This is a genomic window from Stenotrophomonas sp. LC732 (genome assembly GCF_052446685.1).
In the GTDB taxonomy this organism is placed as follows: domain Bacteria; phylum Pseudomonadota; class Gammaproteobacteria; order Xanthomonadales; family Xanthomonadaceae; genus Stenotrophomonas; species Stenotrophomonas muris.
The window spans coordinates 3,597,446-3,623,846 of sequence record NZ_CP199214.1 but is presented as its reverse complement, the minus strand read 5'-3'; the positions used below and the strand labels follow the sequence as shown (position 1 = coordinate 3,623,846).

Genomic DNA, 26,401 nt, shown 5'->3' with positions numbered 1-26,401 from the left:
CCACCCCGCCCGGCCAAGCGCGGCCTTTGATATCAGCGCCCAACCACGAGGGGCTCAGCCGTTCGCCGCCGCAAACGCCGGCCGCGTCAGGTTGTCCGCCTCGCCCTCGGTGCACAGCACTTCGTCTTCAATGCGGATGCCACCATACGGACGGAAGAAATCCACGCGGTCCCAGTTGATCGCATCACCATGGCCGGCATCCTTCACTTCGTTCAACAGCATGTCGATGAAGTACAGGCCCGGTTCAATGGTCACCACCATGCCCGGTTCCAGTACGCGGGTCAGGCGCAGGTACGGGTGGCCCGCCGGGCGCTCGATGCGGCCGCCCTCGTCGCTGGCCGCGAAACCGGCCACGTCGTGGACCTGCAGGCCGATCAGGTGGCCGATGCCATGCGGGAAGAACGCGGCGCTGACGCCGGTCTCCAGCGCGGTCTGCGGCGAGACCTTGATCACGCCGAAGTCCTTCAGCACGCCCATCAGCGAAAGATGTGCGTCCACGTGCAGCTGCCTGTAGTCGAAGCCCGGGCGCACCGCTGCGCACATCTGCTGCTGGGCGGCGTCGACGGCAGCAATCATCGCAGCGAATTCGTCGTGGCCCTGCGCGGCGTAGGTACGGGTGATGTCGCTGGCGTAGCCGTGCGCGCTGGCGCCTGCATCGATCAGGAAGCTGCGCAGCGGCTGCGGCGCCTTGCGGCCCAGCTCGGTGTAATGCAGCACGGCGGCATGTTCATTGAGCGCCACGATGTTGCCGTAGGGCAGCTCGTTGGCATCCTGGCCCACTGCCTGGCAGTACGCCATGTGGATGCTGAATTCGTCGGCGCCGTTGCGGAACGCGGCTTCGGCGGCGCGGTGGCCGCGCACGCCCAGCACCTGCGCCTGGCGCATCAGCGCGATCTCATACGGCGTCTTGCTGCCGCGGTGCCATTCCAGGTAGTTCACCACCGGTGCCGGGTTGTTCGGCACGTACCTGCCCAGCGCGCTCTGCGGCTCGCCGAGGATCGCGCAGCGCGACGGGTCGGCCGGCAGCAGGGCCAGCGCCTCTTCGGGCTTGCGGATGATGTGGATGTCGAAGTGCTCCACCCACCAGCCACTCGGTGCGTCCGGTACCACGTGCCAGTAATCGAAGGGCTGGTGGAAGATCACCGCCGGGCGCTTGCCCGGGGTGAACACGATCCAGCTGTTGGGCACCCGGGTCAGCGGCAGCCAGGCCTTGAACTGCGGATTGACCGCGTACGGGTAGTCGCGATCGTCGAACACCTGGTAGTGCAGGGTGCCGCTGGGCACGACCAGATGGTCGAAGCCGCCGCGGGCCAACGCCTGTTCGGCACGTCGGCACAGCACGGCCAGGTGGTCGGGGTACAGGGCGCCGGGGTCTTGCTGGATCATTGCGGTGGCTCGACACGGAAAACGGCCCTAGATTCTGCCGCATACCGGGAAAAACCGCTGTGCTGGAACCGGCACTCAGGCCGTCGAAACCGGTGCCTCGTCGCTGTCTTCGCCTATCCACTGGCGCAGCAGCTGCCGATGTTCGCGTGACAGGGTGAGGAAGCGGAAACCGGTCCAGCTCTGGCCGGGCACATGCGCCGGCTCGCTCCACAGCAGGTGCACGCCCACGTCAATGGCCTCGTGGCGGCCGTCACCGATCGGCAACGGGAAGCGGAACTGGTACAGCGCGTCCTCGCGCAGCGGGGTGCTGGCCAGCATCAACATGCCAGTCTCGGAGACATTGCCGAGCCGGCCCACCACGCATTCGCGCATCTGGTCGGTGACCGGTACCAGGTCCGAGACCTGGCGACGCGGCGCGCGGCGGGTGTCCTGCGGCGGTTGCACGTTCAAACGGACGCCTCCCTGTAACGGCCGCCGGCCAGCGCACGCAGCGCACCGAGGCTGGCCTGCCATGCGCGATCGACCAGCCGCCCCTTGTCTTCGGTGACCAGCTGCGCGCGTCCGGCGCTGAGCTGCCGGGCCAGCGTATCAAGGTCGGTATCGGCGATCTTCTGCCCGCGCGGATTGACGAACAGGGCGTGGCCGGTCAGCAGGCTGTACCAGGACAGGCGCTGGCGGCGCAGGGTGCCGTCACCGTTGTCGATGTCGAACCAGCTGCCAAAGGGCAGGGTCACGAGCTGCTGGTAGGCCGCCTCTTCGGCGCTGCTGCGCGGCGTGCGCGGGGCGTCGGCGCTGCCGCTGGCAGCATGTTCGCCCAGTCGTGCACGTGCCTTCAGGCGCGCACTGAGCTCGGTGCGCGAGGTGCTTTCATCCTCGCCTCCTGGCGTGGCCAGGCGGCGCGCAACGGCGGCGGCTTCCTCGGCGTGATAGCCGACCTGCACGAGCGCCGATTCCACCTCGTTGGCCAGCACTGCATCGGTGCCACCGTTGGCATCGACGGCCTGCGCGGTCACCGCGGCGATGCGCTCGGTCTGTAGCAGGCGTTCCTGCCACTGCGGCGAATCTTCGCCATGGCGCAGGCGGGTGAGGGTGAGTGCATCGGCCCAGGCCTGGCGCAGCAGGGTCTGCACGAAGCGCGGCGGCGCCTGTGTGTCGCAGCACTGGTCGATCTGCGCATTGGCCTGGCGACGCGCCAGTTCCAGCCGTTCCTTGCCACGCGCGGCCTCGACGTGGCGGCGCTCGGCCAGTTCGGCGCGATGGGCCGCCGCGCGCTGATGCTGCTGTACGTCTTCGTTGGCGGCGGCGAAGGCCTCGGGCGAGCGTGCATCCTGGCCGAGCAGACCCTGCACGCTCTGCGCCATGCGCTGCAGCAGCTGGGGGTCCACGTCATCGTCGCCCAGCCAGTTGGCGCCGACTTCGGCAATCTGGTTGAGCAGTTCGCGTGCAGGGTGTTCATCGCGCACGAAGAAGCCGGGGTCGGCCATCGCCGCACGCGCCAGTGGTACCTGCAGGCGCGCCAGCAGGGCGGCCGGCACCGGGTCGGGGCGCTGCTGTTGCTGCACCTGCTGCATCAGCAGGCGCAGCAGGTCGAGGTTGTCGCGGTCGTGGCTGCCCAGCTGGGCCTGCGCGCCGTGCTCGCTGCGCAGCTGGGCGACCACCGCGGCCTGCAGGTCGGCGACGCCGGTGGCCGCGCTGGACTGGGCCTGCAGCCGCGCGAGGACCGCATCGACGGCCGCACTGGGCACGGCAGCGGTGTCCGCAGGAGGGGCAGTGGCATGGCGGGCCTGCTGCAGCAATTCATGCAGCGCACTGCCGGTGGACGTGGTCACGCCAGCGGTGGCTGCGCCCGGCGTACCCGCGTCGTTGAATGCGTCCTGCACCAGGTTCGACCAGGAACCGGCCGGAGCGGAGCCGTTCCAGCCGGTCAACGGCGCGGCGGAACGCTTGGCAGGCTGGGTTGTGCGGCCGCCGCCCACCGACTGGGTGATGATCCGCCGGGTGCTCGACGAGCGTGCCAGGTACGGGGTGTAGACCAGGCCCGGCAGCACGCCATGCTGGGCCAGCAGCGCATTGGCGCGGTCCAGCACATCGCCCAGGCGTTCCAGCACCTGCCGCTCGAAGCTGCGGTACAGCGCAAGCTGCACCTCCACGCCAAGGGCGTCCTGTTCGGCGATCCGGCGCACCATCGCGCACAGGGCCTGCGGTGCCAGTGGCAGGGTGTCGGCCTCGAACGCCGGCGCCGCCGCGAGCACGCCCAGGCGCTGTCCCAGCAGGTTCAACGTATTGGTTGAACGCAGGGTCTCGCGCCGGATCATTTCGGTCAGCAGCAGGTCGCGATCCACCTCGTGCTCATCGACCAGCGACAGGCCGAGCGCGCCCGGTAGCGGCGGCGGCGAAGCAGGGGCCGCAGCGGCGATGGACGGCTCGCGCAGGCCCGCCAGCGCTTCGGCCACGGCATCGAGCATGCGGTCGGCGAAATGGCCGGCGAAGGCGTGCAGCTGGCCACGCTGGGCCATCAGGTCCGCCTGCTGCATCGGATTGCGTGCACGGTCGGCGTCGTGCAGCAGCGTCTGCTCCAGCGCTTCGACGGTCAGGATCAGGGGCGCGGCCAGCGTTTGCCGGCACAGGCCGATCAACGCACCCAGCAGTTCACGCACCCGCGATGGCAGGTCGCTGGCGGCCAGGCGTGCTTTGTCGGCAGAGGTGATGGAAAAGACAGCTGACATCGGCGAGCGGTACCCGGATTCCCGCGGATCGATCCTGTGAATCTACCGTGTCGGCCGCAGTCGGCGCTACTTTAGGCTGAACGTGTCTCACGTTCATCGGGCAGGGCCGACGGATGAACGGTAGTGCCTGCCGCTGGCCGGCAGCGCTGTCTTTACCAGAGTGCCGGCCAGCGGCCGGCACTACCCGGTATGGCGGAAGGCTTATTCCTCCAGGAACAGGCTCACCACATCGTTGGTGAACCGGCGGCCCAGCTCGGTCGGCTGCACATGACCCTCCGCCACCTCCAGCCAGCCGCGCTGGACGGCCTCGGCCAACGGAGCGTCCAGCACGCCGCGCGGCAGCCCGGTGCGCGACTCGAAATCGCGAAGGCCGAACCCTTCGTGCAGGCGCAGCAGGTTGAGCATGTACTCGAACGGCAGGCGCTCGGCTGCGATCACATCGTCACCCCCGAAAGAGGCCGGCGTGCCAGCGCTGTCCAGGTAGGCCTGCGGATGCTTCAGCTTCCAGCGGCGCAGCACGTGTTCTTCGGCGCCCGAGCTGATCTTGCCGTGCGCACCGGCACCGATGCCCAGGTAATCGCCGAAACGCCAGTAGTTCAGGTTGTGCGCGCTTTGCCGGCCGGGGCGCGCATAGGCGCTGACCTCGTACTGGCCGAAACCAGCCTGTGCCAGCAATGTCTGGCAGTGTTCCTGCATGTCCCAGGCGTTGTCTTCATCGGGAATGCCCTGCGGCGGCCGCGCGAAGAACACCGTGTTCGGTTCCAGGGTCAGCTGGTAGTGCGAGATGTGCGCCGGTTGCAGTGCAAATGCACGCTCCAGGTCGGCCTCGGCGCCGGCCAGGGTCTGTTCCGGCAGCGCATACATCAGGTCGATGTTGAAATTGTCGTAGCCCGCGTCCTGCGCCATCTTCACCGCGCGCTCGGCTTCGCCACCGTCGTGGATGCGGCCCAGGCGCTTGAGCATGGCGTCGTCGAAACTCTGGATGCCGAAGCTCAGGCGGTTCACGCCGGCCGCGCGGTAGCGGTCGAAACGGCCATGCTCGGCGGTGCCCGGGTTGGTTTCCAGGGTGATTTCGGCGTTGGGGGCAAAGCGCAGGCGCGCGCTGGCCTGCTGCAGGAAGCGGTCGATCGCTTCCGGCGGGAACAGGCTGGGCGTGCCGCCACCGAAGAACACGCTGTGCACCACCCGGCCCCAGACCAGCGGCAGGTCCTGGTCCAGGTCGCGCAGCAGTGCATCGATGTAGGCCTCGAACGGCAACTCGCCCTTGGCCTGGTGCGAATTGAAATCGCAGTACGGGCATTTGCGCACGCACCACGGCAGGTGCACGTACAGCGACAGCGGTGGCGGCACCAGCCGCGGTGCGCTGTCGTGGTCAGCGGAGCAGGCTTCGCCGGGCAGGTGGTTGCAGTGGTCGTGGGCGTGCGGCATGGGCTTCATCGGTAGTGCCGGCCGTTGGCCGGCTTCCCTGGTTCGATCAGGTCGGGCGTCAGTACAGCGTCGCCAGCTGCTGCTTGAGCTGCTGCAGGGCAACGGCACGGTGGCTGATGGCGTTCTTCAGCGCCGGCTCCATTTCCGCGGCGGTCAGGCCGTGGGTGGTGTCCAGGAACACCGGGTTGTAGCCGAAACCATTCGTGCCACGCAGCTCACGGATGATCTGCCCTTCCCAGCGGCCTTCGCAGATCAGCGGCTGCGGGTCGGTGGCGTGGCGCAGCAGCACGATCACCGCATAGAAGCGGGCACTGCGCTGGCCATCGGGAACACCGGCCATCGCGTCCAGCAGCTTGGCGTTGTTGGCAGCGGCGTTGGTCGGGTGGCCGGCATAGCGCGCGCTGTACAGGCCCGGTGCACCACCCAGGGCATCGACGATCAGGCCGGAATCATCGGCCAGCGCCGGCAGGCCGGTCGCTTCGCAGGCGGCGCGTGCCTTCAGCAGCGCGTTCTCGACGAAGGTCAGGCCGGTCTCTTCCACGTCGCCCAGGCCCAGCTCGGCGGCCGAGGTGATCTGCAGCGGCAGGTCGGCGAGGATCTCCTGCATCTCCACCAGCTTGCCGGCATTGTGGCTGGCCAATACCAGTTTCTTCATTGACGGGGCTCCAACAGGTCCCAGGTGTTGCCATACAGGTCGCGGAATACCGCGACCGTTGCATAGGGTTCTTCGCGCGGTGCTTCCAGGAACTCGACGCCGGCGGCCAGCATCGCCGCGTGGTCGCGGTGGAAGTCGTCGGTGTTGAGGAAGAAGGCAACGCGGCCACCGGTCTGGTTGCCGATGCGGCTGCGCTGTTCCTCGTCGCTGGCACGGGCCAGCAGCAGGGCGGCGGCGCTGCCGTCGGTCGGGCCGACCACCACCCAGCGCTTGTGCCCCTGGTCGATGTCTTCGAGCAATGCGAAGCCGAGCTTGCCGGTGTACCAGGCAATGGCTTCGTCATAGTCGGCCACCACCAGGGTGGTCAGGGCGATGCGCCGGTTCATGCCGACAGCGCCGCCTGCTGCGCGGCCAGCAACTCGGCCACGCCCTTCTCGGCCAGGCCCAGCAGCGCGTCCAGTTCATCGCGACGGAAGGCGTGGCCTTCGGCGGTGCCCTGCAGCTCGATGAAGCCGCCACCGTCGTTCATCACCACGTTCATGTCGGTGTCGCAGTCGCTGTCTTCGGCGTAGTCCAGGTCCAGCACCGGGGTGCCGCGGTACACGCCCACCGACACTGCTGCAACTGCGCCCAGGACCGGGTTGCGCTTGATGTCGCCACGCTTCATCAGCACGCTCACCGCATCGACCAGGGCCACATAGGCGCCGGTGATGGCGGCGGTGCGGGTGCCACCGTCGGCCTGCAGCACGTCGCAGTCGAGGGTGATGGTGCGTTCGCCCAGCGCATTGCGGTCCACGCAGGCACGCAGGCTGCGGCCGATCAGGCGCTGGATCTCCAGCGTGCGACCGCCCTGCTTGCCACGGGCCGCTTCGCGGTCGCTGCGGGTATGGGTGGCGCGCGGCAGCATGCCGTACTCGGCGGTGACCCAGCCTTCGCCCTTGCCGCGCAGGAAGCCCGGCACGCGGTTCTCGACGCTGGCGGTGCACAGCACGCGGGTTTCACCGAAGCACACCAGCACCGAACCTTCGGCGTGGCGGGTGAAGCCGCGTTGGATGACGACCGGGCGGAGCTGGTCGGGCTGGCGGCCGCTGGGGCGGGAATCGGACATGGTGCGGGTTCCGTAATGGCGAGGGAGTACGCCGCCACGCCCGCGGCCTTCACGGGGCGGGCAAGGGGGCTCTGGTGAGGGCGCTAGGGTACCATTCCCCCTTTGCACGCACCGGACACATTCCATGATTCGAAGCATGACCGCCTATGCCGGCGGCGAGCGGGTCACCCCGTGGGGCACGCTGGGCTGCGAGCTGCGCTCGGTCAACCACCGCTTCCTGGAGGTCGGCACCCGCCTGCCCGAGGAACTGCGGGCGCTCGAACCGCAGCTGCGCGAGCGTATCGCCGCGCGCCTGAGCCGCGGCAAGCTGGATCTGGTGATGCGCCTGCGCGCGCCGGAGGCGGCTGCCAACCTGCAGGTGGACGAGGCCCTGCTGGGCCAGCTGGGCCGCCTGGCCCACCGCCTGACCTCCGATTTCCCGAACCTGCAGGTCAGCTTCACCGATCTGCTGCAGCTGCCGGGCGTGACCCGCGGCGAGGCCACGGATGCCGCCGCCCTGCAGGTCGAGGCGCTGGCCCTGCTGGACCAGGTGCTGGACGGCTTCGTCGAAGCGCGTGAGCGCGAAGGCGGCAAGCTGGCTGCGGCCATCAGCGAACGCGTGGACGGCATCGAACGCATCGCCACCGAAGTGCGCACCTTGATTCCGGCCATTCGCGACGGCCAGCGCGCCAAGCTGGCCGCCCGTCTGGCTGACCTGCCGCACCCGGTCGACCCGGGCCGTGCGGAGCAGGAGCTGGTCCTGTGGCTGCAGAAGCTGGACGTGGATGAAGAGCTGGACCGGCTCGGCAGCCATATCGTCGAGATCCGCCGCGTGCTCAAGCAGCGCGAGCCGGTCGGCCGCCGCCTGGACTTCCTGCTGCAGGAGTTCAACCGCGAAGCCAATACGCTGGGCTCGAAGTCGGTGGACAGCCGCACGTCCAATGCCGCGGTGGAGCTGAAGGTGCTGATCGACCAGATCCGCGAGCAGGTGCAGAACATCGAATGATGTTGCGTGCAGCGATACAGCAGGGGCGCCTTCGGGCGCCCTTGTCGTTCCAGCGCATCAGCGCACGCTGACGCCCGGCGCCCCTTCACCCAATCGCCCGACCACGGCCGCCTGGCCGAACCCTGCGTCGTGGAAGCAGGCCAGCACCGCATTCACTGCCTCCGGGGCGCAGGACACCAACAGCCCGCCACTGGTCTGCGGATCGGTCAGCAGTGGCTGCCAGTGGCCGGCCAAGCGTTCGGCGAAGCGCACTTCGGCGCCATACGAGGCCCAGTTGCGGGCGGAGGCGCCGGTCACGCAGCCGCGCTGCAGCAGCTCCAGCGCCTGCGGCAGCAGCGGCACCTGTGCACTGTCCACTTCGGCAGCGACGCCGCTGGCGCGGCACACTTCCAGCAGGTGGCCGAGCAGGCCGAAGCCGGTGACGTCGGTCATCGCGTGCACGCCGTCCAGCGCGGCCAGCGGCACGCCCACGCTGTTCAGGCGGGTAGTCGACGCGATCATCTGCCGGTAGCCCTCTGCATCCAGCACTTCTTTCTTCAGCGCCGACGAGTACACGCCCACGCCCAACGGCTTGCCCAGCACCAGCACATCGCCGGCGCGGGCATCGGCATTGCGCTTGAGCCGCTGAGGATCGAGCACGCCGATCGCGGCCAGGCCGTAGATCGGTTCCACCGAATCGATGCTGTGGCCGCCGGCCACCAAGATGCCGGCGTCGGCGCAGGCACGCTCGCCGCCCTGCAGGATGCCGCGGATGGTGTCCTGCGGCAGGGTGTTGATCGGCATGCCGACGATGGCCAGCGCGAACAGCGGCCGCGCGCCCATCGCGTACAGGTCCGACAACGCGTTGGTGGCGGCGATGCGGCCGAAGTCGAACGGGTCGTCGACAATGGGCATGAAGAAATCGGTGGTGGCGACGATTGCCTGGCGATCATCGAGGCGGTACACCGCGGCGTCGTCGCTGGTCTCGCGGCCCACCAGCAGTTCGGCCGGTGCGGGAAGTGCTGGAACGCCGCGCAGCAGTTCGCTCAGCACGCCCGGCGCGATCTTGCAGCCGCAGCCGCCGCCATGCGCGAGAGAGGTCAGTCGTTGCGGGGCATCGGCCGTTGATGGGGCGGGTGACTGCGCGTGCGTGGCCATGCCGACATCTCCTGCGGAAACACGAATGGCGGAAGGCAGCAGGAGTCGAACCTACCAGGGAACGATCGACGCCCCCTACTGGGTTTGAAGCCCAGCCACATGCCCGGATGCGCATGCCTTCCGAAAGTACGGCGGTACCGGTGGGCTCAGTCGCGGGCTGCGTTCCACTGCAAGTCGCCGCGCGGCCGATGCTGGTCACCGACGCGTCGAGTGTAGCCAACGCGATTGAAGAACTCCAAGATCTGGATGCTGCGTTTGCGGCCCAGGCCGATGGCATCGCGGAAGGCCGCCGCATCCACCGCGCCGCTGGCCTGTGACAGCTGCGCGACGATCGCGGCGAGTTCCGCAATGCGCGCGGGTGCATAAAACAGGTCCGGCACCACCTGGAACAGTTCGCCACGTGCGGCGGCGCGGCGCAGGACGGCGCGGACATCGTCTTCGGTCAGTCCGAAGTCGGCGGCCAGAGTACGCACCCACGGCGGATCGAAGCCACCGGCGTGCAGTTGCGGCAGCACGCGTTCCAGCAGCAGGCGCTCGCGTTCCGGTGGCGCATGGTCATGGCCGGGCAGGCGCCACCAGGCGCCCACGCGTTGCACGCTGCCGTCGTCCAGCAGGTCCTGCAGCAGCGCATTCCAGAGCCCCGTCGCAAGCGCGGGCAGGGTGCTGCGTTGCAGGCGCCCGCTGTCGACACCGGGTTCGTCCGGGCGTCGCTCATGCCAGCTATGCAGCGATGTGATCACCTGCTCGCGCAGCACCTGCCAGTGCGAGGCAAGGATGACCACCGTGTCCTCGCGGGTGATGATGCGCTGTGCGTCTGGAGGAAGATCGATCCGGTCGGCCGCGCGCCGGCAGTAGCGTTGCAGCGCGGCCATGGCAATGCCGAAGGGCGCCTGCTGCAACAGCGGGCCGATTCCCGCACCTGTGGCCAGCTGCTCCAGTGCGCCCAGCCAGGCGAGCCGTGCCGGGCTGCGCCGGCGCCGCTGTGGCGGGTCCGGGTCGAGCACGACGCCACCGCCCAGCGTGTGGGTCGCGGCGGAATCGCGGGCGATGAAGCGTTCACCACACATCGCACAGACCGGTGCATCGAACACCAGCTGCACCAACTGCCCATCACCTTGGTCACGGTCCTCCAGCAGCACCACATGGGCCTGCCGGTGCATCGTGCCCCAGTGGATGTGCAGGGGTGCCCAGTCACGCAGTGGTGCTGCCCGTGCGGACAGGCGCAGGCGCACATCGACGCGGGTGGTGGCCAGCAGCGCGCGCGGGTCGGCAATCCAGTCGCCACGATGAATCTCGTCGCGGGCGATGGCGGCCAGGTTCAACGCGCAGCGCTGTCCGGCCATGGCGTGGTCACTGGCCTGGTTCTGCGCGTGGATGCTGCGTATGCGCACATCGGTGGCGGCGGGCATCAGTTGCAGGTGCTCGCCCACCGTGACGCCGCCGCCATGTACCGCGCCGGTCACCAATGTGCCGTGGCCGGCCAGCGAGAACACGCGGTCCACCGGCATGCGGAACAGCTCGCTGCGCAGCGCGGCCTGGCGCGCGTTGGCCTCGCCGGCGGCCCATGCGTGCAGGTGGGCGCGCAAGGCGTTGATGCCTGCGTCATCGGGGGACGTGCTGTTACAGGCGAACACGGGGGAACCCTGCAGCGGCGTTCCGGCCAGCAAAGCGGCAATCTCGATCTCGACCCGGGCGATGCGCGCGGCGTCCACGCGGTCGATCTTGGTCAGCGCCACCGCGCCGCGATCCACGCCCAGCAGCTGCAGGATCGCCAGATGCTCGCGGGTCTGCGGCATCACGCCGTCGTCGGCGGCGACGACCAGCAGGGTGACATCGATACCGGTGGCGCCGGCCACCATCGTGTGGACGAAGCGCTCATGACCCGGCACATCGACGAAACCCAGCGTTGCGGCGGGGCCCGTGCCGTTCGCGCTTTCCACCGGGACATAGGCATAGCCCAGTTCAATGGAGATGCCGCGCGTGCGTTCTTCCTGCAGGCGATCGGTTTCGATGCCGGTCAGTGCCCGCACCAGGCGCGTCTTGCCATGGTCGATATGCCCGGCGGTGCCGACGATCATGGTTGCAGCGTGCTCCATTGGGCGAGGAAGTCCGCTTCGTCGGCCGGTTCCAGGCAACGCAGGTCCAGCCACAATGCGTCCTCGCCGATGCGGCCCAGCACCGGTCGCGGCAGCTGGCGCAGGCGCTTGGCCAGGCGGTCCAGACCGCCACGTTGCGCAGTGGTGATGCGCAGGCCGGCACTGCCGAGCTGCGCCTGTGGCTGCGCACCACTGCCGATCTGGCTGTGCATCCGTGCCTGTTCAAGCATGTAGCCGGTCGGCAGCGCCGAGCGCAGCGGCGGCAGCAGGCGCTGGGCCTGCGCATCCATGTCCTGCTGCGGGCGCGAGAGCGTACGCAGTGTCGGCAGCCGTTGCGCCAGCAGCTCCGGCTCGCGGTACAGCGCCAGTACCGCCTCCAGCGCGGCCAGGCCCATCTTGTCCATGCGCAGCGCACGCTTGAGCGGGTTGCGGTTGATCCGCGCGATCAGGTCGGCGCGGCCGGCGATGATGCCGGCCTGCGGCCCACCCAGCAGCTTGTCGCCACTGAACGAGACCAGGTCGGCACCGGCCGCCAGTGTTTCCTGCACGGTCGGCTCGTGTGGCAGGCCGAAGGCCGCCAGGTCGCACAGGCTGCCGCTGCCCAGGTCCACCACCAACGGCAGGCCATGGTCGTGCGCGATCGCTGCCATCGCCGCGGTGTCGACCTTGGCGGTGAAGCCGGTGATCGCGTAGTTGCTGGCGTGCACCTCCATCAGCAGTGCGGTGCGCGCGCCGATGGCATGGGCGAAGTCGGCCGGGTGGGTGCGGTTGGTGGTGCCCACTTCCAGCAGCCGCGCGCCGGCACTGCGCATCACATCGGGAATGCGGAAGGCACCGCCGATTTCCACCAGTTCGCCGCGCGACACCACCACCTCGCGGCGGTTGGCCAGGCTGTTGAGCAGCAGCAGGACCGCCGCCGCATTGTTGTTGACCACGGTGGCGGCTTCGGCGCCGGTCAGCTCGCAGACCAGCGCCTGCACCCGTGCATCGCGGTCGCCGCGGCGGCCGCGGGTGATGTCGAATTCCAGGTCAACCGGTGCGGCCATCGCGCGGGTGACGGCCTGCACCGCGGACTCGGGCAGCAGGGCGCGACCCAGGTTGGTATGCAGCACGGTGCCGGTCAGGTTGAACATCGGCTGCAGGTTCAGCCGTGCATCGGCGATGAGTGCGGCATCGAGCGCCGCGACCAGTGCCGGGCCTTCAATGGCCTGATGCAACTGCTCGGCCGAGAGCTGCGTGGCACTGATGCGCTCACGCAGCGCCTGCAGATGTACGCGCAGCAACTGGGTGATGCGGCTGCGGCCGTGGCCCTCGATCAGTGTTGCCAAGGCAGGCAGGCGCAGCAACCGGTCCAGCGAGGGCAGCGCGGAAGCCGATGCCGGGGTGGGGGGCGTGGCTGTCATCGCCTCACTCGCCGTCGGATTGCCACAGCAGCGGATTCTGGCTGGCGCGTGCATAGCCTTCCTCGCCCAGCAGCAGGTCCAGCGCCAGCGTGCCAAGGTCATCAGCCACCGGTTCCAGCGACGGATCTTTTTCCAGATACAGGATCTTGCGGTAGCTGTGGCAGTGGTCGCAGGTTTCTGCACGTACCGCGCTCTCGCGCACCGCCTGGCCGGCATCGCCGTCGGCATCAGCCAGGGCGCGATAGGCGATGTCCTTGCCAGCGGCGCCACACTGGCTGCACTGCACGCGCACGTAGTGCCACTGGCAGGCGCACAACGAGCACGACAGGTAGCGGTAGGAGGCATAGGGCGGGCGGGCCTGCACCACGCTGGCCACCGGCAGGGTGCCGCACAGCGGGCACAGCCCTGGCGCATCGGCCAGCGGCTTCAGGTCGCTGGGGCGGCAGCTGGCCGCCAGTACTGCCCAATACACCTGCAACGCATTCATCACCAGCAGCGCAGCGACCGCGTCGACCGGGGGCGCGTCAGCGCGTTCCAGCACGGCGTGGGCCTGCGCATCCAGCCAGGTGTCGTCGGCGGCGGCGACGCGCAGCAATTCCTGCCGTGTTTCCGCCGGTAGCCCCGCTTCGTCGGCGCAGTGCCGGCACAGCGTGCGCAGCCAGTCGCGCCAACGCCCGTCCAGATGAAGCGTGTTGGCGGGCCGCAACGGCATGCCGGCACTGGCGGCCGCGCTGGACTGCTGCGCGCGCGCGTGGTCCTGCAGCGCCTCGCGTTGCTGGGGTGTCAATTCCTCCAGCAGCGCCTGCTGTGCATCGGCCAATGCCGCCAGCAGCTGCAGGTAACCGCCGATGGCGCTGTGCGCGGCCAGGCTGCGCAGGCGCGCCGCGCGTGTGGCGAACAGCGACCCGGTATCAGGCAGGATGATGCGCGGCACGTCGCGCGAGGCGAGCGTCTCGATCTCACCGGGTTCAAGGATGCGTTGCGCCATGCAGGGCCAGCCAGAAGAACCAGCCTCCATCCTCGCCGTTGTCGGCGCTGGCGTCCAGCGCACTGTAGGCCATTTGAAATGGTCGGAGTCAGATCCGTTTTCCACAGGAAAACGGATCTGACCCCATCGGTTGTTGCCGTGTTCATCGTGTCGACCAAGGTCGACACCTGCCAAAAGCACCGGGGAACTGTCGAAGGCGCCTCTGCAGGTGCAGGGCCGCAGGCCCTGCCGTTACCCCTCTTCCCGACGTCCGCGCAGGATGTCCCGGAACCACTGCCGGTGGTGCTTGTACGCCCACCCATAGGTCACCTTGCCCTGGGTCATCGCCCGCACCGAGCCCTTGATCCAGAGCGCCGCATAGATGTGCACCACGATCGCGCACACCAGCACCCAACCGAACAACGCATGGGCCAGCACCGAGAAGCGGATCAGCCCGATCGGGAAGAGATGGCTGAAGTATTGCCGCCAGATCACGAAGCCGGTCAGCAGCAGTGCCGACAGGCAACCAATGATCGCCCAGAACAGGAGCTTCTGGCCGGCATTGAAGCGGCCCACCGGCGGCAGCCTCTCATCCTCGTTGCGCAGCACATCGCGCATGCCGCGCATCCATGCGCGATCGTCGGCCGTCGGCAGATTGTCGCGCCACATGCGGAACGCCAGAAACGCAAAGCCGACCACCATGGCCAGCCCGACGAATGGATGCAGGATGCGCGTCCACGGGCCGCCACCGAACAGCTGGGTCAGCGGGAACAGGGCGGGATGGAACAGTGCCAGCCCGGACAGCGCCGTCAGCACGAAGCAGATCGCCACGATCCAGTGATTGATGCGGGTCGGCGCGCGGTAGCGGATGATCTGCCGCGGGTGCGGGGCGTACTTCATGGCCGCTGCTCCTCTTCGATCTTCTTCGCCTCGTGTTCGGCTTCCTCTTCTTCCTCGTCATTGACCGTGTTGCGGCCGATGCCGATGTAATGCAGGAAGCCGGCGAAGGCGGTGGCGGCGATCGCCAGCACGCCCAGCGGCTTGGCCACGCCCTTCCAGACTTCCACCATCGGGCTGATCCGCGGGTCCTTGGGCAGGTCGGCGTACAGCTCCGGCTTGTCCACATGCTGCAGCACGTACATCACGTGGGTGCCACCCACGCCCTGCGGGTCGTACAGGCCGGCGTTCTCGTAGCCGCGCGATTTCAGGTCTTCCACGCGGCCGGCCGCGTGCTCGGTCATCGCCTGCTTGCTGCCGAAGGTGATCGCCCCGGTCGGGCAGGTCTTCACGCAGGCCGGTTCCTGGCCCACCGCCACCCGGTCCGAACACAGCGTGCACTTGTAGGCCTTGTGGTCCTTCTTGGAAATGCGCGGCACGTCGAACGGGCAACCGGTCACGCAGTAGCCGCAGCCGATGCAGTTCTCTTCCTGGAAGTCGACGATGCCGTTGGCGTACTGGATGATCGCGCCCGGCGACGGGCAGGCCTTCAGGCAGCCCGGGTCGCTGCAGTGCATGCAGCCCTCCTTGCGGATCAGCCACTCCAGCTTGCCCTTCTCGTCCTCGTACTCGCGGAACTTCATCACCGTCCACGACTGGTCGCTCAGGTCGGGCGGGTTGTCATAGCTGCCAACGCAGCTGCCGACCTCGTCGCGCAGGTCGTTCCATTCCATGCAGGCGACCTGGCAGGCCTTGCAGCCGATGCATTTGCTCACATCGATCAGCTTGGCGACCTGGCCGGTGTGCGCACCGCGCGCTTCCGGCGAGGGCGTGGTGGTGGCCGAGCGGCGGATGATGTCCAGCGATTGCAGTGACATGGCGTGTCTCCTACACCTTCTCGACCTTGACCAGGATGCACTTCGATTCGGGCGTCTGCGAGTTGCCGTCACCGATGGCGTTGGTCAGCGTATTGGCGATGTATCCGGGCTTGGCCGCACCGAGGAAGCCCCAGTGGATCGGCACGCCCACCTGGTGCACGGTCCGGCCATCGATCTGCAGGGCCTTGATGCGCTTGGTCACCATCGCCACCGCTTCGATGTGTCCACGCTTGGAACTGACCCGCACGCGGCTGCCGTTGCTGATGCCCAGCTCGTCGGCCAAGGCCGCGCCGATCTCGACGAACTGCTCGGGCTGGATGATGGCGTTCAACTTGCCGTGCTTGGTCCAGAAGTGGAAGTGCTCGGTCAGGCGGTAGGTGGTGGCCACATGCGGGAACTCGTCCGGCGAACCGATCTGTGCGCGATCGCTGGCGAATACGCGGGCGGCCGGGTTGTTCAGCGTCAGTGCCTGGCCGGGGCTGAGCGGATTGCTGCGCAGTGGCGTGTCGAATGGCTCGTAGTGCTCCGGGAACGGCCCTTCGGCCATGCCGGCCTTGGCGAAGAAGCGGGCGATGCCTTCCGGGTTCATGATGAACGGGCCCATCCCGCCGGCGGGATCTTCGTCGGCCTTGAAGTCCGGTACGTCCACGCTGCCCCAGTTCTTGCCGTTCCAGGCCAGCAGCGTGCGGCGCGGGTCGAACGGCTGGCCGGCCACGTCGCACGACGCGCGGTTGTACATCACGCGGCGATTGGCCGGCCACGCCCAGGCCCAGCCCAGCGTGTTGCCGATGCCGGTGGGGTCGCTGTTGTCACGCCGCGCCATCATGTTGCCGGTCGGGCCCCAGGCACCGATGTAGATCCAGCAGCCGGAGGAGGTGCTGCCATCGTCGCGCAGGTCGCCGAATGCGGCCAACTGCTCGCCGGCCTTGCGCACCAGCTTGGTCGGGTCCTTGGGATCGAACACGTCGGCCAGCGCCTTGCCGTTGTATTCCATCGCAAGCTCTTCCGGCGTCGGCAGCTCCGGGTTGGAATACTTCCAGGCCAGGTCGCGCACCGGCTCCCACCACGCACCGCCGTCCTTCTCGTACATCGCCTTGATGCGATGGAACAGCTCGGACATGATCTCGATGTCGCTGCGCGCTTCACCCGGCGGATTGGCGCCCTTCCAGTGCCACTGCAGCCAGCGCGAGGAATTGACCACCGCGCCGTTCTCCTCGGCGAAGGACGTGGTGGGCAGGCGGAATACTTCAGTCTGGATCGTGCTCGGGTCGACGTCGTTCAACGCGCCGTGGTTCTGCCAGAAGGCGATGGTCTCGGTTTCCAGCGGGTCCATGCTGACCATGAACTTCAGCTTGGAGAACGCGCTGATCAGCTTGCCCTTGTTAGGCGCCGAGGCCAGCGGGTTGAAACCCTGGCAGATGTAGCCGTGGATCTTGCCCTCGTTCATCAGCTCGTACGCCTGCAGCATGTCGTACGGCTTGTCGAGCTTTGGCAGGTAATCGAAGCACCAGTTGTTGTCGGCGGTGGCGGCATCGCCCCACCACGACTTCATCAGGCTGACGTGGAACTTCGGATAGTTCTGCCAGAACGACATCTGGTTGGCGCGCAGCGGCTTCTGCGTGCGCTTGGCGATGTAGGCGTCGTAGTCCTGCTCGTCCTGCCTCGGCAGCGTCAGGTAGCCGGGCAGCAGGTCGGACATCAGGCCGATGTCGGTCAGGCCCTGGATGTTGGAATGCCCGCGCAGCGCGTTCATGCCGCCACCGGCCACGCCGATGTTGCCCAGCAGCAGCTGCACCATGGTGCCGGCACGCACGTTCTGTGCGCCGATCGAGTGCTGCGTCCATCCCAGCGCGTACAGGATGGTCATCGCCTTGTCCTTGCCGGCGGTGGACGCGATCATGTCCCAGATCTGGCGGATGCTGTCGGCCGGCGTGCCGCAGATGCGCTCGACCATCTCCACGGTGTAGCGCGCGTAGTGTTGTTTCAGCAGGTTGTAGACGCAGCGCGGGTCCTTCAGCGTCGGGTCGCTGCGTACGTAGCCGTCGTCACCGTAGGCGTAGTCCCAGCTGGAACGGTCGTAGCTGCGCTTTTCTTCGTTGTAACCCGAATACAGGCCGTCCTTGAAGGCGAATTCGTCCTTCACCAGGAACGGCATGTCGGTGTAGTTCAGCACGTACTCGTGCTGGATGCGGTCCTCGGTCAGCAGGTAGTTGATCAGGCCGCCCAGGAACACGATATCGGTACCGGTGCGGATCGGCGCGTACACGTCGGCCACCGCGGCCGAGCGGTTGAAGCGCGGATCGACCACGATCAGCCGGGCCTTGTTGTGTGCCTTGGCCTCGGTCACCCATTTGAATCCGCACGGGTGTGCCTCGGCGGCATTGCCACCCATGATCAGGATCAGGTCGGCATTCTTGATGTCGACCCAGTGGTTCGTCATCGCACCACGGCCTAGCGTCGGGGCAAGACCTGCCACCGTCGGGCCGTGTCAGACACGTGCCTGGTTGTCGAATGCCAGCATGCCAAGGGAGCGGACGACCTTGTGGGTCAGCACCGCGGTTTCATTGCTGGTGGCCGAGGCCGCCAGCATGCCGGTGGTCAGCCAGCGGTTGACCGTCTGCCCGGCTTCGTTCTTCTGCACGAAGTTGGCATCGCGGTCTTCCTTCATCAGCCGCGCGATGCGGTCCAGCGCATCGTCCCAGCTCAGCCGCTTCCACTCGTTGGAGCCCGGTGCCCGGTACTCGGGGTAGAGCAGGCGCGACTTGCTGTGGATGATGTCGGCCAGGCCGGCGCCCTTCGGGCACAGCGTGCCGCGGTTGACCGGATGGTCCGGGTCACCCTCGATATGGAAGATGCTCGCCTCGGCGTTCTTGGCGCCGTCGCCGAGGCTGTACATCAGGATGCCGCAGGCCACCGAACAGTAGGTACAGGTGTTGCGGGTCTCGGTCGCGCGGGTCAGCTTGTACTGCCTGACCTCCGCGAGCGCGATGCCGGGCGCGAAGCCCATCAATGCCAGGCTGGAGCCGACCAGGGTTGTCCCGGTCACTTTCAGGAACTGGCGGCGGCTCATCGATGGCATGCCGTTCTCCTGGGATGGCGAGGAGGCACGGGCCTCCGGGCTGTCGTTGGGTACGGCCCGGTTATAGCACAGGCCCCCGCACGCCCATGTGGCACAAGGCCCGGCGCCGGCGGGGCGGGCGCGCAACGGGGCCGCTCTGGTAAAGTTGCGTGCCCGCCCCCCGGGGAAGCGTCTGCCGGGCCTGGTTCCAGGATGTTCCGCGCAGCCCCCGCCGTCCTGGCGCGATCCTCCGCGCCGGATCTGGAACACCGAGGAAAAATTTTGCGAAATCAACCAGTTGGGTTCCGCGCATGAGCGCCCCGTCGAAGCCGTCGGACGCCGTTGCGCGCGGCACGCTGTACATCGTTGCCGCCCCCTCCGGCGCCGGCAAGAGCAGCATCGTCAATGCCACCCTGGCGCGTGACCCGCAGATCGCGCTGTCGATCTCCTTCACCTCGCGCGCGATGCGCCCGGGGGAAGTGAACGGCCAGCACTACCATTTCGTCTCTGCGGAAAGGTTCGAGGAAATGATCGCCGCCGGCGACTTCTTCGAGCATGCGTGGGTGCACGGCGACTGGAAGGGCACGGCCCGGCAGTCGGTGGAGCCGCAGCTGGCCGCCGGCCAGGACGTGCTGCTGGAAATCGACTGGCAGGGCGCGCAGCAGGTGCGCCAGCTGGTGCCGGGCACGGTCACCGTGTTCATCCTGCCGCCGTCCAGGCAGGCCCTGCAGGATCGCATGCGCAAGCGCGGCCAGGACAGCGAGGCGGTCATCGCCCAGCGCCTGGGCGCGGCGCGCGATGAAATGCTGCACTTCAACGAGTTCGACTACGTCATCGTCAACGAGGTGTTCGACACCGCCGTGGACGAGTTGTGCGCCATCTTCACCGCCAGCCGCCTGCGCCGGGAGGCCCAGAAGGTCCGCCACGCCGGCCTGATCCAGGCCCTGCTGACTCCCGATCCGGGCGCAACTGACTGATTCCAAAAGAATCGGGTAGGGGTTGGCTTGATTTTGTCCAGCCCCTGCCAGTACACTCCGTCCCCTTTCCCTCATTCGACTGAGCGGCCGACCGGTCGCCGGGAGCCCGTATGGCCCGCATCACCGTAGAAGATTGCCTGGAAGTCGTTAACAACCGTTTCGAACTGGTCATGATGGCATCCAAGCGTGCCCGCCAGCTCGCCAACGGCGTGCAGGCCACGCTGGACAACAGCGAGACCGAGGACAAGCCGACCGTGCTGGCGCTGCGCGAAATCGCCGCCCGCAAGATCGACAACGCGCTGATCGACGAAGTCGAGAAGGCCGAGCGTGAGCGCGCCGAGCGCGAAGCGCTGGAGTGGGCTGCCGCCGAAGTGGTCGCTGACGAAGACATGTCCAAGAACGACGATTGATCGCATCGATCAACGTAATTGTTGGATACACCGAACAGCCCGCCCCGTGCGGGCTGTTTCGCATTCAGGATTTGCCGTAAACGTCGCGCTGGAATAGGCTGCGGGCATGAACCCAGGCCCCACTGCCAAGGTCGCCGCAGCCCCCACTGCCGCCGTACCCGACTACGTCCTCCAGCTTGAACGCGCCGCCCATTACCTGCCGCCGGAACAGCTGCCGCTGTTGCGCCGTGCCTGGGAAGTCGGAGCCTCCGCGCACGCTGGGCAGACGCGCAAGTCGGGTGAGCCCTATATCACCCACCCGGTGGCGGTGGCCCAGGTGCTGGCCGAGCTCGGCCTGGACGTGGAAGCGCTGATCGCCGCGATCCTGCACGACACCATCGAAGACACGCCGCTGACCCGCGAGGCGCTGGCCGCCGAGTTCGGCGAAGCCGTGGCCGAACTGGTCGACGGCGTCACCAAGCTGGACAAGCTGAAGTTCCGCGACCGCCAGGAGGCGGCCGCCGAGAGCTTCCGCAAGATGCTGCTGGCGATGTCGCGCGACCTGCGCGTGATCATGATCAAGCTGGCCGACCGCCTGCACAACATGCGCACGCTGGGTGCGCAGAGCCGCGAAGCGCGCGGCCGCATCGCCCGCGAGACGCTGGAGATCTACGCGCCCATCGCCCAGCGCCTGGGCATGAGCCTGGTCAAGAGCGAGCTGCAGAACCTCGGTTTCAAGGCGCTGTACCCGTGGCGCCACGCCATCATCGAGAAGCACATCCGCAGCCAGCCGGTGGTGCGCCGCGAAGCGATGGCGCAAGTGGAAGTGCAGCTGTCGCAGCGCCTGGCCAAGGAGGGGATCGAGCATCGGCTGATCAGCCGCATCAAGACCCCGTGGAGCATCTACAACAAGATGCGCGACGAGAACAAATCCTTCGACCAGGTGATGGATGTGTTCGGCTTCCGCCTGGTCGTGCGCAGCGTGCCCAGCTGCTACCACGCGCTGGGTTCGGTGCATGCCACCTTCAAGCCGCTGGATGGCCGTTTCCGCGACTTCATCGCCATTCCCAAGGCCAACGGTTACCAGTCGCTGCACACGGTGCTGTTCGGGCCGTATGGCTCGCCGATCGAAGTGCAGATCCGTACCGAGGAAATGGACCTGATCGCCGAACGCGGCGTGGCCGCGCACTGGACCTACAAGTTCGGCGGCGATTCGCCCAACAGCGCACAGAGCCGTGCCCACGCGTGGATCGTCGAGCTGATCGACTCGCAGCGTGCCGCCGGTTCCTCGCTGGAGTTCCTGGACAACGTCAAGGTCGACCTGTTCCCGGACGAGGTCTACCTGTTCACGCCAAAGGGCAAGATCCTGGCCCTGCCGCGCAACTCCACCGCGCTCGATTTCGCCTACGCCGTGCATACCGACGTCGGCAACATGGCGGTGGCCTCGCGCGTGGACAAGAAACTGGTGCCGTTGCGCACCAAGCTGGTGTCGGGGCAGTCGGTGGAGATCATCACCGCACGCTCGGCCACGCCGAAACCGCAGTGGCTGGAATTCGTGGTTACCAGCAAGGCGCGCACTGCCATCCGCCACCAGCTCAAGCAGCTGGAGCACGAGGATGCCGTGCAGCTGGGCCACCGCATGCTCGACCGTGCGCTGGAAGCGATGGATTCGTCGCTGGAGCGGCTGCCGAAGGGGCGCCTGGATGCGTTCCTGGCCGAACACCGCTTCCCGCGCCTGGAAGCCCTGCTGGCCGAGGTCGCACTGGGCAACTGGATGCCGACCCAGGCCGCGCAGGCGCTGATGGCCTACGCCGAACTGCGTGGCGGCCCGCATTCGCGCCACCACTCGCAGGAAAAGATCCTGATCAACGGCAGCGAGCGTGGCGTGGTCACCTTCGCCGGCTGCTGCCAGCCGATTCCCGGCGACGAGATCATGGGCTACCACACCGCCGGCAAGGGCATCGTGGTGCACCGCATGGACTGCCCGAACCTGGCCGAGCTGCGCAAGTCGCCCGAGCGCTGGGTGCCGATCGGCTGGGACACCACCGTCTCCGGTGACTACGACACCTCGCTGGTGGTGGAAGTGGAGAACGGCACCGGCGTGCTGGCACAGCTGGCCGCTGCCATCGCGCAGAGCCACTCCAACATCGAGCGCGTGGACTACCTGGATCGCGATTTCAACGCCGCCGTGCTGGCGTTCAACATCCAGGTGCGCGACCGCAACCACCTGGCCGAAGTGATGCGCCGCCTGCGCCGCCTGTCGGTCGTGCAGTCGGTACGCCGCCAGTAGGTCCACGCCATGCGTGGATGACGTTCCGCGCACACGACGTACGGGGTCGGATCCGTTTCCCGCCGGGAAACGGATCCGACCCCCAGCCGATGCCGCGCCCACCCGGTACAATCACCGCTCTGTTTTCCCCCAAAGCACCGGAGCGACCCATGTCCCGCCAGATCATCAACACCGAAAAGGCCCCCGCCGCCATCGGCCCGTACTCGCAGGCCGTGCGCGCCGGCAACACCGTGTACTTCTCCGGCCAGATCCCGCTTGACCCGGCCACCGGCGACATCGTCGGCGCTGGCGACGTCGAAGCGCAGGCCCGTCGCGCCTTCGACAACCTCAAGGCCGTGGCCGAAGCCGCCGGCGGCTCGCTGGACAAGGTCGTGCGTCTGGGCCTGTACCTGACCGACCTGGGCGAGTTCGCCAAGGTCAACGCGGTCATGCAGGACTACTTCCAGGCCCCGTACCCGGCCCGTTCCACCATCGAAGTCTCCGGCCTGCCGAAGGGCGCCAGCTTCGAGGTCGACGCGGTGATGGTCATCGACTGACCACCACGTGGCACGCAAGGCGGCGGTCACCCCGGTCCTGTCACCGTCCGGCGAAGCATCCCTGGCGATGCTCGCCGGCGTCGGTCCGGCCGTGGCCGCCAAACTGCAGGCGCGTGGCCTGGCCACCCTGCAGGATCTCTGGCTTCACCTGCCCCTGCGCTATGAAGACCGGACCCGGCTGACCCGCATCGAAGACCTGCGCAACGGCGTGCCGGCGCAGGTGGAAGGGCGGGTGGTCGCGGTCGAGCGCGGCATGCGCTATCGACCGATGCTGAAGGTCGCGGTGGAGGACGAAGGGCAGGGCACCCTGGTGCTGCGCTTCTTCCATTTCCGCCAGCAGCAGGTCGGCCAGTTCGCGGTCGGCAACCGGCTGCGCTGCTTCGGCACGCCCAAGCCCGGCCACCTCGGCCTGGAAATCGTCCATCCCAGCTACCAGGTGCTGGGCCGCAACGATGATCCCGAACTCGGCGACCGCCTCGACCCGGTGTATCCCACCGTCGAAGGCGTGGGCCCGATGACGATGCGCAAGCTGATCGGCCAGGCCCTGGATCGCCTGCCCGAGGAGAGCACGCTGGAACTGCTGCCCAGCGGTTGGCTCGATGGCCTGGGCCTGCCGTCGCTGCGCAGCGCGCTGCTGACCGTGCACCGGCCACCGCCGGATGCCGACCTCGCCGCGCTGGCCGCCGGCACCCACCCGGCGCAGCGCCGCCTGGCGATGGAAGAACTGCTGGCCCACCACCTCAGCCTGCGTCGCCAGCGCATTGCCTTGCAGGCACACCATGCGCCGCCGCTGGCTGGTCCTGGCAAGCTGGCCAAGGCGCTGCTGAAGCAGCTGCCGTTCGCGCTCACCGGCGCGCAGGCGCGCGTGTTCAAGCAGATCCGTGAAGACCTCGCGCGCCCCAGCCCGATGCTGCGGCTGGTGCAGGGCGACGTCGGTTCCGGCAAGACCGTGGTGGCCGCACTGGCGGCGATGCTGGCGGTGGAGCAGGGCAAGCAGGTCGCATTGGCAGCGCCCACCGAACTGCTGGCCGAACAGCATCTCAACAACCTGCGCGGCTGGCTGGAGCCGCTCGGTGTGCGTATCGCCTGGCTGGCCGGCAAGGTCACCGGCAAGGCGCGCGCCAAGGTGATGGAGCAGGTCGCCAGTGGCGAAGCGCAGGTGGTGGTCGGTACCCACGCGCTGATGCAGGAGGCGGTGGTGTTCCAGGATCTGGCCTTGGCCATCGTCGACGAACAGCACCGCTTCGGCGTGCACCAGCGCTTGGCGCTGCGCGACAAGGGCGCGGGCGGCAACAGCGTGCCGCACCAGCTGGTGATGACCGCCACGCCGATTCCGCGCACGCTGGCGATGTCCGAGTACGCGGACCTGGATGTGTCGGCCATCGATGAACTGCCACCGGGACGCACGCCGGTGCAGACCGTCGCCCTCAACAATGACCGTCGCCCGGAACTGATCGAGCGCATCGCGCTGGCCTGCGAGGAAGGGCGGCAGGTGTACTGGGTGTGCACGCTCATCGAGGAAAGCGAAGAACTGGATGCCACCCCGGCGCAGGCCACCTACGAATCGCTGCAGGCACTGCTGCCCGGCGTTCGCGTGGGGCTGGTGCACGGACGCCTGAAAGCCGCCGAAAAGCTGGCGACGATGGTGGCGTTCAAGACCGGCGAGATCGACCTGCTGGTCGCGACCACGGTCATCGAAGTGGGCGTGGACGTACCCAATGCTTCGTTGATGGTGATCGAGAACGCCGAACGCCTCGGCCTGGCCCAGCTGCACCAGCTGCGCGGCCGCGTGGGGCGTGGTTCGGCGGTATCGCGCTGCGTGCTGCTGTACCAGGCTCCGCTTTCGCAGATGGCGCGCGAGCGTCTGCAGACCATGCGCGAAACCAACGATGGTTTCGTCATCGCCGAGAAGGATCTGGAACTGCGCGGCCCCGGCGAACTGCTGGGCACCCGCCAGACCGGCCTGGCCGGTTTCCGCATTGCAGACCTGGCCCGCGATGCCGGCCTGCTGCCCGGCGTGCATGACCTGGCCGAGCGGCTGCTGGCCCAGCAGCCCGCGTTGGCCGATCGCGTGGTGCAGCGCTGGATCGGCACCGCCGTGCGCTACGCCTCGGCGTAAGTGGCGGGGTCAGGCCCCTTTGCACAGCAAAGGGCTCTGACCCCATCCCCGGGACGCTCATCCCCGCATGGCGTGGATCTACTGTAGAGCCGAACCCATGCTCGGCTGCCGTTCGCGCTGCGCGCGTGAGTCGAGCATGGCTCGACTCTACAGAGAGCTCTTCCCTGCCATCCGCGGGAAACCCGTTTTCGGCGTTGCTGTTGAAGTTGTCGGCCAGCGGCCGGCACTACCGCGGGTGCAGGTCGCAGCCCTGCCGCCCCCCATACTTGCAACGGTCATCATCCCGGTCCACACTTCGTTGCCGATCTGAAGACGGCAACGATGACCCACAAGATCCCCCTGTTGATCGACACCGACCCCGGTGTGGACGACGCCCTGGCCCTGCTGATGGCCTTTGCCGATGAACGGCATGACGTGGTCGCCCTGACCATCGCCGCCGGCAATGTCGGCCTGCAGTACACCGTCCGCAACGCCCTCAAGCTCTGCGACATCGTCGGCCGCACCGACGTGCCGGTGTTTGCCGGCAGCCCGGATCCGCTGCTGCATCCTTCCGTAGACGCTGCCCACGTGCATGGCCGTGATGGCTATGGCGACGTGGACCTGCCGCCGCCGAGCCGCCAGGCCGAAGCCGAGCATGCTGCGCTGGCCATCCTGCGCCTGTCGCACGCGCATGCCGGCGAACTGATGCTGGTGATGTTGGGCCCGCTGACCAACCTCGCGCTGGCACTGAAGCTGGACCCGACCCTGCCCCAGCGCATCAAGCGCATCGTGGTGATGGGCGGCGCGGTCACCTGCCACGGTAACATCACCCCGGCGGCCGAATTCAACATCGCCTTCGATCCGGAAGCCGCGCATGTGGTGTTCACCTCGTTCAAGCACCTGCTGGTGTCGGACTGGGAGGCCACCGTCGCCCATGGCCTGCCGCTGGAGGAAGCCGAGAAGTGGCTGCAGGCCGACTCCGATCGTGCCCGCTTCTACGAGCTGATCTCGCGCAAGACCCGTGGGCTGTCCGAAGACAGCAAGGGCGGCCGCTGGTACACCGCCGACGCGGTTGCCATGGCCTGGGCACTGAACCCGGAAGGGCAGCTGCGGGTCGAGTCGCGTCCGCTGAACGTGGAGCTGAATGGTACGTTCAGCCGCGGCGCCACCATCGTCGACTGGAACCGCCAGACCGGCCAGCCGGACAACTGCGATCTGCTGATGGCCTACGACCAGCAGCGTTTCGAGACCCTGGTACGCCAGGCCCTGGGCGCGGACTGAAGCCGATTGACCGGCACCGGTTGCCCCGGGCGGCAACCGGTGCTTATAATGCCGCTCTTGACCACCA

The 26,401-nt window shown here is 67.8% G+C and carries 21 protein-coding genes and 1 tRNA gene; 7 read left to right on the top strand and 15 right to left on the bottom strand.

What is annotated here, in order from left to right:
• Positions 1 to 54: 54 nt before the first annotated feature.
• From pepQ to rph, 7 genes are all read right to left on the bottom strand, one after another.
• The gene (pepQ, locus tag ACT6SE_RS17200; protein WP_046432334.1) at positions 55 to 1,386 is read right to left on the bottom strand and encodes a Xaa-Pro dipeptidase; all 1,332 of its coding nucleotides are present in this window, start codon (positions 1,384 to 1,386) and stop codon (positions 55 to 57) included.
• 75 nt (positions 1,387 to 1,461) lie between these two features.
• On the bottom strand, positions 1,462 to 1,836 hold the full coding sequence (locus ACT6SE_RS17195) for a PilZ domain-containing protein (protein ID WP_014648285.1): 375 nt from the start codon (positions 1,834 to 1,836) through the stop codon (positions 1,462 to 1,464).
• Positions 1,833 to 4,112, bottom strand: a complete 2,280-nt coding sequence (locus tag ACT6SE_RS17190; RefSeq protein ID WP_046432332.1) for a DUF1631 family protein — start codon at positions 4,110 to 4,112, stop codon at positions 1,833 to 1,835. Before ACT6SE_RS17190 ends, ACT6SE_RS17195 begins: the two co-directional genes overlap by 4 nt.
• A gap of 201 nt (positions 4,113 to 4,313) precedes the next feature.
• A complete protein-coding gene (hemW, locus tag ACT6SE_RS17185) occupies positions 4,314 to 5,540 on the bottom strand; it encodes a radical SAM family heme chaperone HemW (RefSeq protein WP_046432384.1) in 1,227 nt (408 codons plus the stop codon).
• Positions 5,541 to 5,598: 58 nt separating this feature from the next.
• Positions 5,599 to 6,195, bottom strand: coding sequence for an RdgB/HAM1 family non-canonical purine NTP pyrophosphatase (gene rdgB, locus ACT6SE_RS17180; protein ID WP_032956061.1), 597 nt, complete (start codon positions 6,193 to 6,195; stop codon positions 5,599 to 5,601).
• Positions 6,192 to 6,581 (bottom strand): VOC family protein, encoded by a 390-nt coding sequence (locus tag ACT6SE_RS17175; protein ID WP_032956062.1) that lies wholly within the window; start codon positions 6,579 to 6,581, stop codon positions 6,192 to 6,194. Before ACT6SE_RS17175 ends, rdgB begins: the two co-directional genes overlap by 4 nt.
• Positions 6,578 to 7,303, bottom strand: a complete 726-nt coding sequence (gene rph, locus ACT6SE_RS17170; RefSeq protein WP_046432330.1) for a ribonuclease PH — start codon at positions 7,301 to 7,303, stop codon at positions 6,578 to 6,580. Before rph ends, ACT6SE_RS17175 begins: the two co-directional genes overlap by 4 nt.
• Before the next feature lie 124 nt (positions 7,304 to 7,427).
• Here rph and ACT6SE_RS17165 point away from each other — a divergent pair, with 124 nt between their 5' ends.
• A complete protein-coding gene (locus ACT6SE_RS17165; RefSeq protein WP_005410888.1) occupies positions 7,428 to 8,288 on the top strand; it encodes a YicC/YloC family endoribonuclease in 861 nt (286 codons plus the stop codon).
• 57 nt (positions 8,289 to 8,345) lie between these two features.
• Here ACT6SE_RS17165 and selD read toward each other — a convergent pair whose 3' ends face one another.
• The 8 genes from selD to fdnG all read right to left on the bottom strand — a co-directional run bounded on the left by selD (position 8,346) and on the right by fdnG (position 18,784).
• Positions 8,346 to 9,425: a selenide, water dikinase SelD gene (gene selD / locus ACT6SE_RS17160; protein ID WP_046432328.1), complete on the bottom strand. Its 1,080-nt coding sequence runs from the start codon at positions 9,423 to 9,425 to the stop codon at positions 8,346 to 8,348.
• A 26-nt stretch (positions 9,426 to 9,451) separates the two neighbouring features.
• Positions 9,452 to 9,547: transfer RNA gene (locus ACT6SE_RS17155), tRNA-Sec, on the bottom strand.
• Positions 9,548 to 9,571: 24 nt separating this feature from the next.
• Positions 9,572 to 11,503 carry a selenocysteine-specific translation elongation factor gene (gene selB, locus ACT6SE_RS17150; RefSeq protein ID WP_153643419.1) on the bottom strand — a complete coding sequence of 644 codons (1,932 nt, stop codon included), beginning with the start codon at positions 11,501 to 11,503 and terminating at the stop codon, positions 9,572 to 9,574.
• Positions 11,500 to 12,924 (bottom strand): L-seryl-tRNA(Sec) selenium transferase, encoded by a 1,425-nt coding sequence (gene selA / locus ACT6SE_RS17145; RefSeq protein ID WP_046432326.1) that lies wholly within the window; start codon positions 12,922 to 12,924, stop codon positions 11,500 to 11,502. The genes selB and selA overlap by 4 nt, the downstream gene beginning before the upstream one ends.
• Positions 12,925 to 12,928: 4 nt before the next feature.
• Positions 12,929 to 13,912, bottom strand: coding sequence for a formate dehydrogenase accessory protein FdhE (gene fdhE / locus ACT6SE_RS17140; RefSeq protein WP_046432324.1), 984 nt, complete (start codon positions 13,910 to 13,912; stop codon positions 12,929 to 12,931).
• Between the two features lie 231 nt (positions 13,913 to 14,143).
• Entirely contained in the window at positions 14,144 to 14,791 is a 648-nt protein-coding gene (locus tag ACT6SE_RS17135; protein ID WP_046432321.1) for a formate dehydrogenase subunit gamma, read from the bottom strand.
• Positions 14,788 to 15,705 carry a formate dehydrogenase subunit beta gene (gene fdxH, locus ACT6SE_RS17130; protein ID WP_005410881.1) on the bottom strand — a complete coding sequence of 306 codons (918 nt, stop codon included), beginning with the start codon at positions 15,703 to 15,705 and terminating at the stop codon, positions 14,788 to 14,790. The genes ACT6SE_RS17135 and fdxH overlap by 4 nt, the downstream gene beginning before the upstream one ends.
• Positions 15,706 to 15,715: 10 nt before the next feature.
• The gene (gene fdnG / locus ACT6SE_RS17125; RefSeq protein ID WP_141098652.1) at positions 15,716 to 18,784 is read right to left on the bottom strand and encodes a formate dehydrogenase-N subunit alpha; all 3,069 of its coding nucleotides are present in this window, start codon (positions 18,782 to 18,784) and stop codon (positions 15,716 to 15,718) included.
• 290 nt (positions 18,785 to 19,074) lie between these two features.
• Here fdnG and gmk point away from each other — a divergent pair, with 290 nt between their 5' ends.
• The 6 genes from gmk to ACT6SE_RS17095 all read left to right on the top strand — a co-directional run bounded on the left by gmk (position 19,075) and on the right by ACT6SE_RS17095 (position 26,334).
• Positions 19,075 to 19,740, top strand: a complete 666-nt coding sequence (gene gmk, locus ACT6SE_RS17120) for a guanylate kinase (protein WP_014648271.1) — start codon at positions 19,075 to 19,077, stop codon at positions 19,738 to 19,740.
• A 110-nt stretch (positions 19,741 to 19,850) separates the two neighbouring features.
• Positions 19,851 to 20,150 (top strand): DNA-directed RNA polymerase subunit omega, encoded by a 300-nt coding sequence (gene rpoZ, locus ACT6SE_RS17115; RefSeq protein WP_005410877.1) that lies wholly within the window; start codon positions 19,851 to 19,853, stop codon positions 20,148 to 20,150.
• A gap of 106 nt (positions 20,151 to 20,256) precedes the next feature.
• Positions 20,257 to 22,419 carry a RelA/SpoT family protein gene (locus ACT6SE_RS17110; protein ID WP_005418955.1) on the top strand — a complete coding sequence of 721 codons (2,163 nt, stop codon included), beginning with the start codon at positions 20,257 to 20,259 and terminating at the stop codon, positions 22,417 to 22,419.
• A 149-nt stretch (positions 22,420 to 22,568) separates the two neighbouring features.
• Positions 22,569 to 22,955: a RidA family protein gene (locus tag ACT6SE_RS17105; RefSeq protein ID WP_005418954.1), complete on the top strand. Its 387-nt coding sequence runs from the start codon at positions 22,569 to 22,571 to the stop codon at positions 22,953 to 22,955.
• Between the two features lie 7 nt (positions 22,956 to 22,962).
• Positions 22,963 to 25,074, top strand: a complete 2,112-nt coding sequence (recG, locus tag ACT6SE_RS17100) for an ATP-dependent DNA helicase RecG (protein ID WP_046432316.1) — start codon at positions 22,963 to 22,965, stop codon at positions 25,072 to 25,074.
• A 321-nt stretch (positions 25,075 to 25,395) separates the two neighbouring features.
• Positions 25,396 to 26,334: a nucleoside hydrolase gene (locus ACT6SE_RS17095; RefSeq protein WP_032956077.1), complete on the top strand. Its 939-nt coding sequence runs from the start codon at positions 25,396 to 25,398 to the stop codon at positions 26,332 to 26,334.
• The last annotated feature ends 67 nt before the right edge of the window (positions 26,335 to 26,401 follow it).

What these genes read in the sequence shown, in the direction of transcription:
- pepQ (WP_046432334.1), bottom strand. Translation starts at nt 1,386, where the DNA reads ATGATCCAGCAAGACCCCGGCGCCCTGTACCCCGACCACCTGGCCGTG.
- ACT6SE_RS17190 (WP_046432332.1), bottom strand. Translation starts at nt 4,112, where the DNA reads ATGTCAGCTGTCTTTTCCATCACCTCTGCCGACAAAGCACGCCTGGCC.
- hemW (WP_046432384.1), bottom strand. Translation starts at nt 5,540, where the DNA reads ATGCCGCACGCCCACGACCACTGCAACCACCTGCCCGGCGAAGCCTGC.
- rdgB (WP_032956061.1), bottom strand. Translation starts at nt 6,195, where the DNA reads ATGAAGAAACTGGTATTGGCCAGCCACAATGCCGGCAAGCTGGTGGAG.
- ACT6SE_RS17175 (WP_032956062.1), bottom strand. Translation starts at nt 6,581, where the DNA reads ATGAACCGGCGCATCGCCCTGACCACCCTGGTGGTGGCCGACTATGAC.
- rph (WP_046432330.1), bottom strand. Translation starts at nt 7,303, where the DNA reads ATGTCCGATTCCCGCCCCAGCGGCCGCCAGCCCGACCAGCTCCGCCCG.
- ACT6SE_RS17165 (WP_005410888.1), top strand. Translation starts at nt 7,428, where the DNA reads ATGATTCGAAGCATGACCGCCTATGCCGGCGGCGAGCGGGTCACCCCG.
- selD (WP_046432328.1), bottom strand. Translation starts at nt 9,425, where the DNA reads ATGGCCACGCACGCGCAGTCACCCGCCCCATCAACGGCCGATGCCCCG.
- selB (WP_153643419.1), bottom strand. Translation starts at nt 11,503, where the DNA reads ATGATCGTCGGCACCGCCGGGCATATCGACCATGGCAAGACGCGCCTG.
- selA (WP_046432326.1), bottom strand. Translation starts at nt 12,924, where the DNA reads ATGACAGCCACGCCCCCCACCCCGGCATCGGCTTCCGCGCTGCCCTCG.
- fdhE (WP_046432324.1), bottom strand. Translation starts at nt 13,912, where the DNA reads ATGGCGCAACGCATCCTTGAACCCGGTGAGATCGAGACGCTCGCCTCG.
- ACT6SE_RS17135 (WP_046432321.1), bottom strand. Translation starts at nt 14,791, where the DNA reads ATGAAGTACGCCCCGCACCCGCGGCAGATCATCCGCTACCGCGCGCCG.
- fdxH (WP_005410881.1), bottom strand. Translation starts at nt 15,705, where the DNA reads ATGTCACTGCAATCGCTGGACATCATCCGCCGCTCGGCCACCACCACG.
- gmk (WP_014648271.1), top strand. Translation starts at nt 19,075, where the DNA reads ATGAGCGCCCCGTCGAAGCCGTCGGACGCCGTTGCGCGCGGCACGCTG.
- rpoZ (WP_005410877.1), top strand. Translation starts at nt 19,851, where the DNA reads ATGGCCCGCATCACCGTAGAAGATTGCCTGGAAGTCGTTAACAACCGT.
- ACT6SE_RS17110 (WP_005418955.1), top strand. Translation starts at nt 20,257, where the DNA reads ATGAACCCAGGCCCCACTGCCAAGGTCGCCGCAGCCCCCACTGCCGCC.
- ACT6SE_RS17105 (WP_005418954.1), top strand. Translation starts at nt 22,569, where the DNA reads ATGTCCCGCCAGATCATCAACACCGAAAAGGCCCCCGCCGCCATCGGC.
- ACT6SE_RS17095 (WP_032956077.1), top strand. Translation starts at nt 25,396, where the DNA reads ATGACCCACAAGATCCCCCTGTTGATCGACACCGACCCCGGTGTGGAC.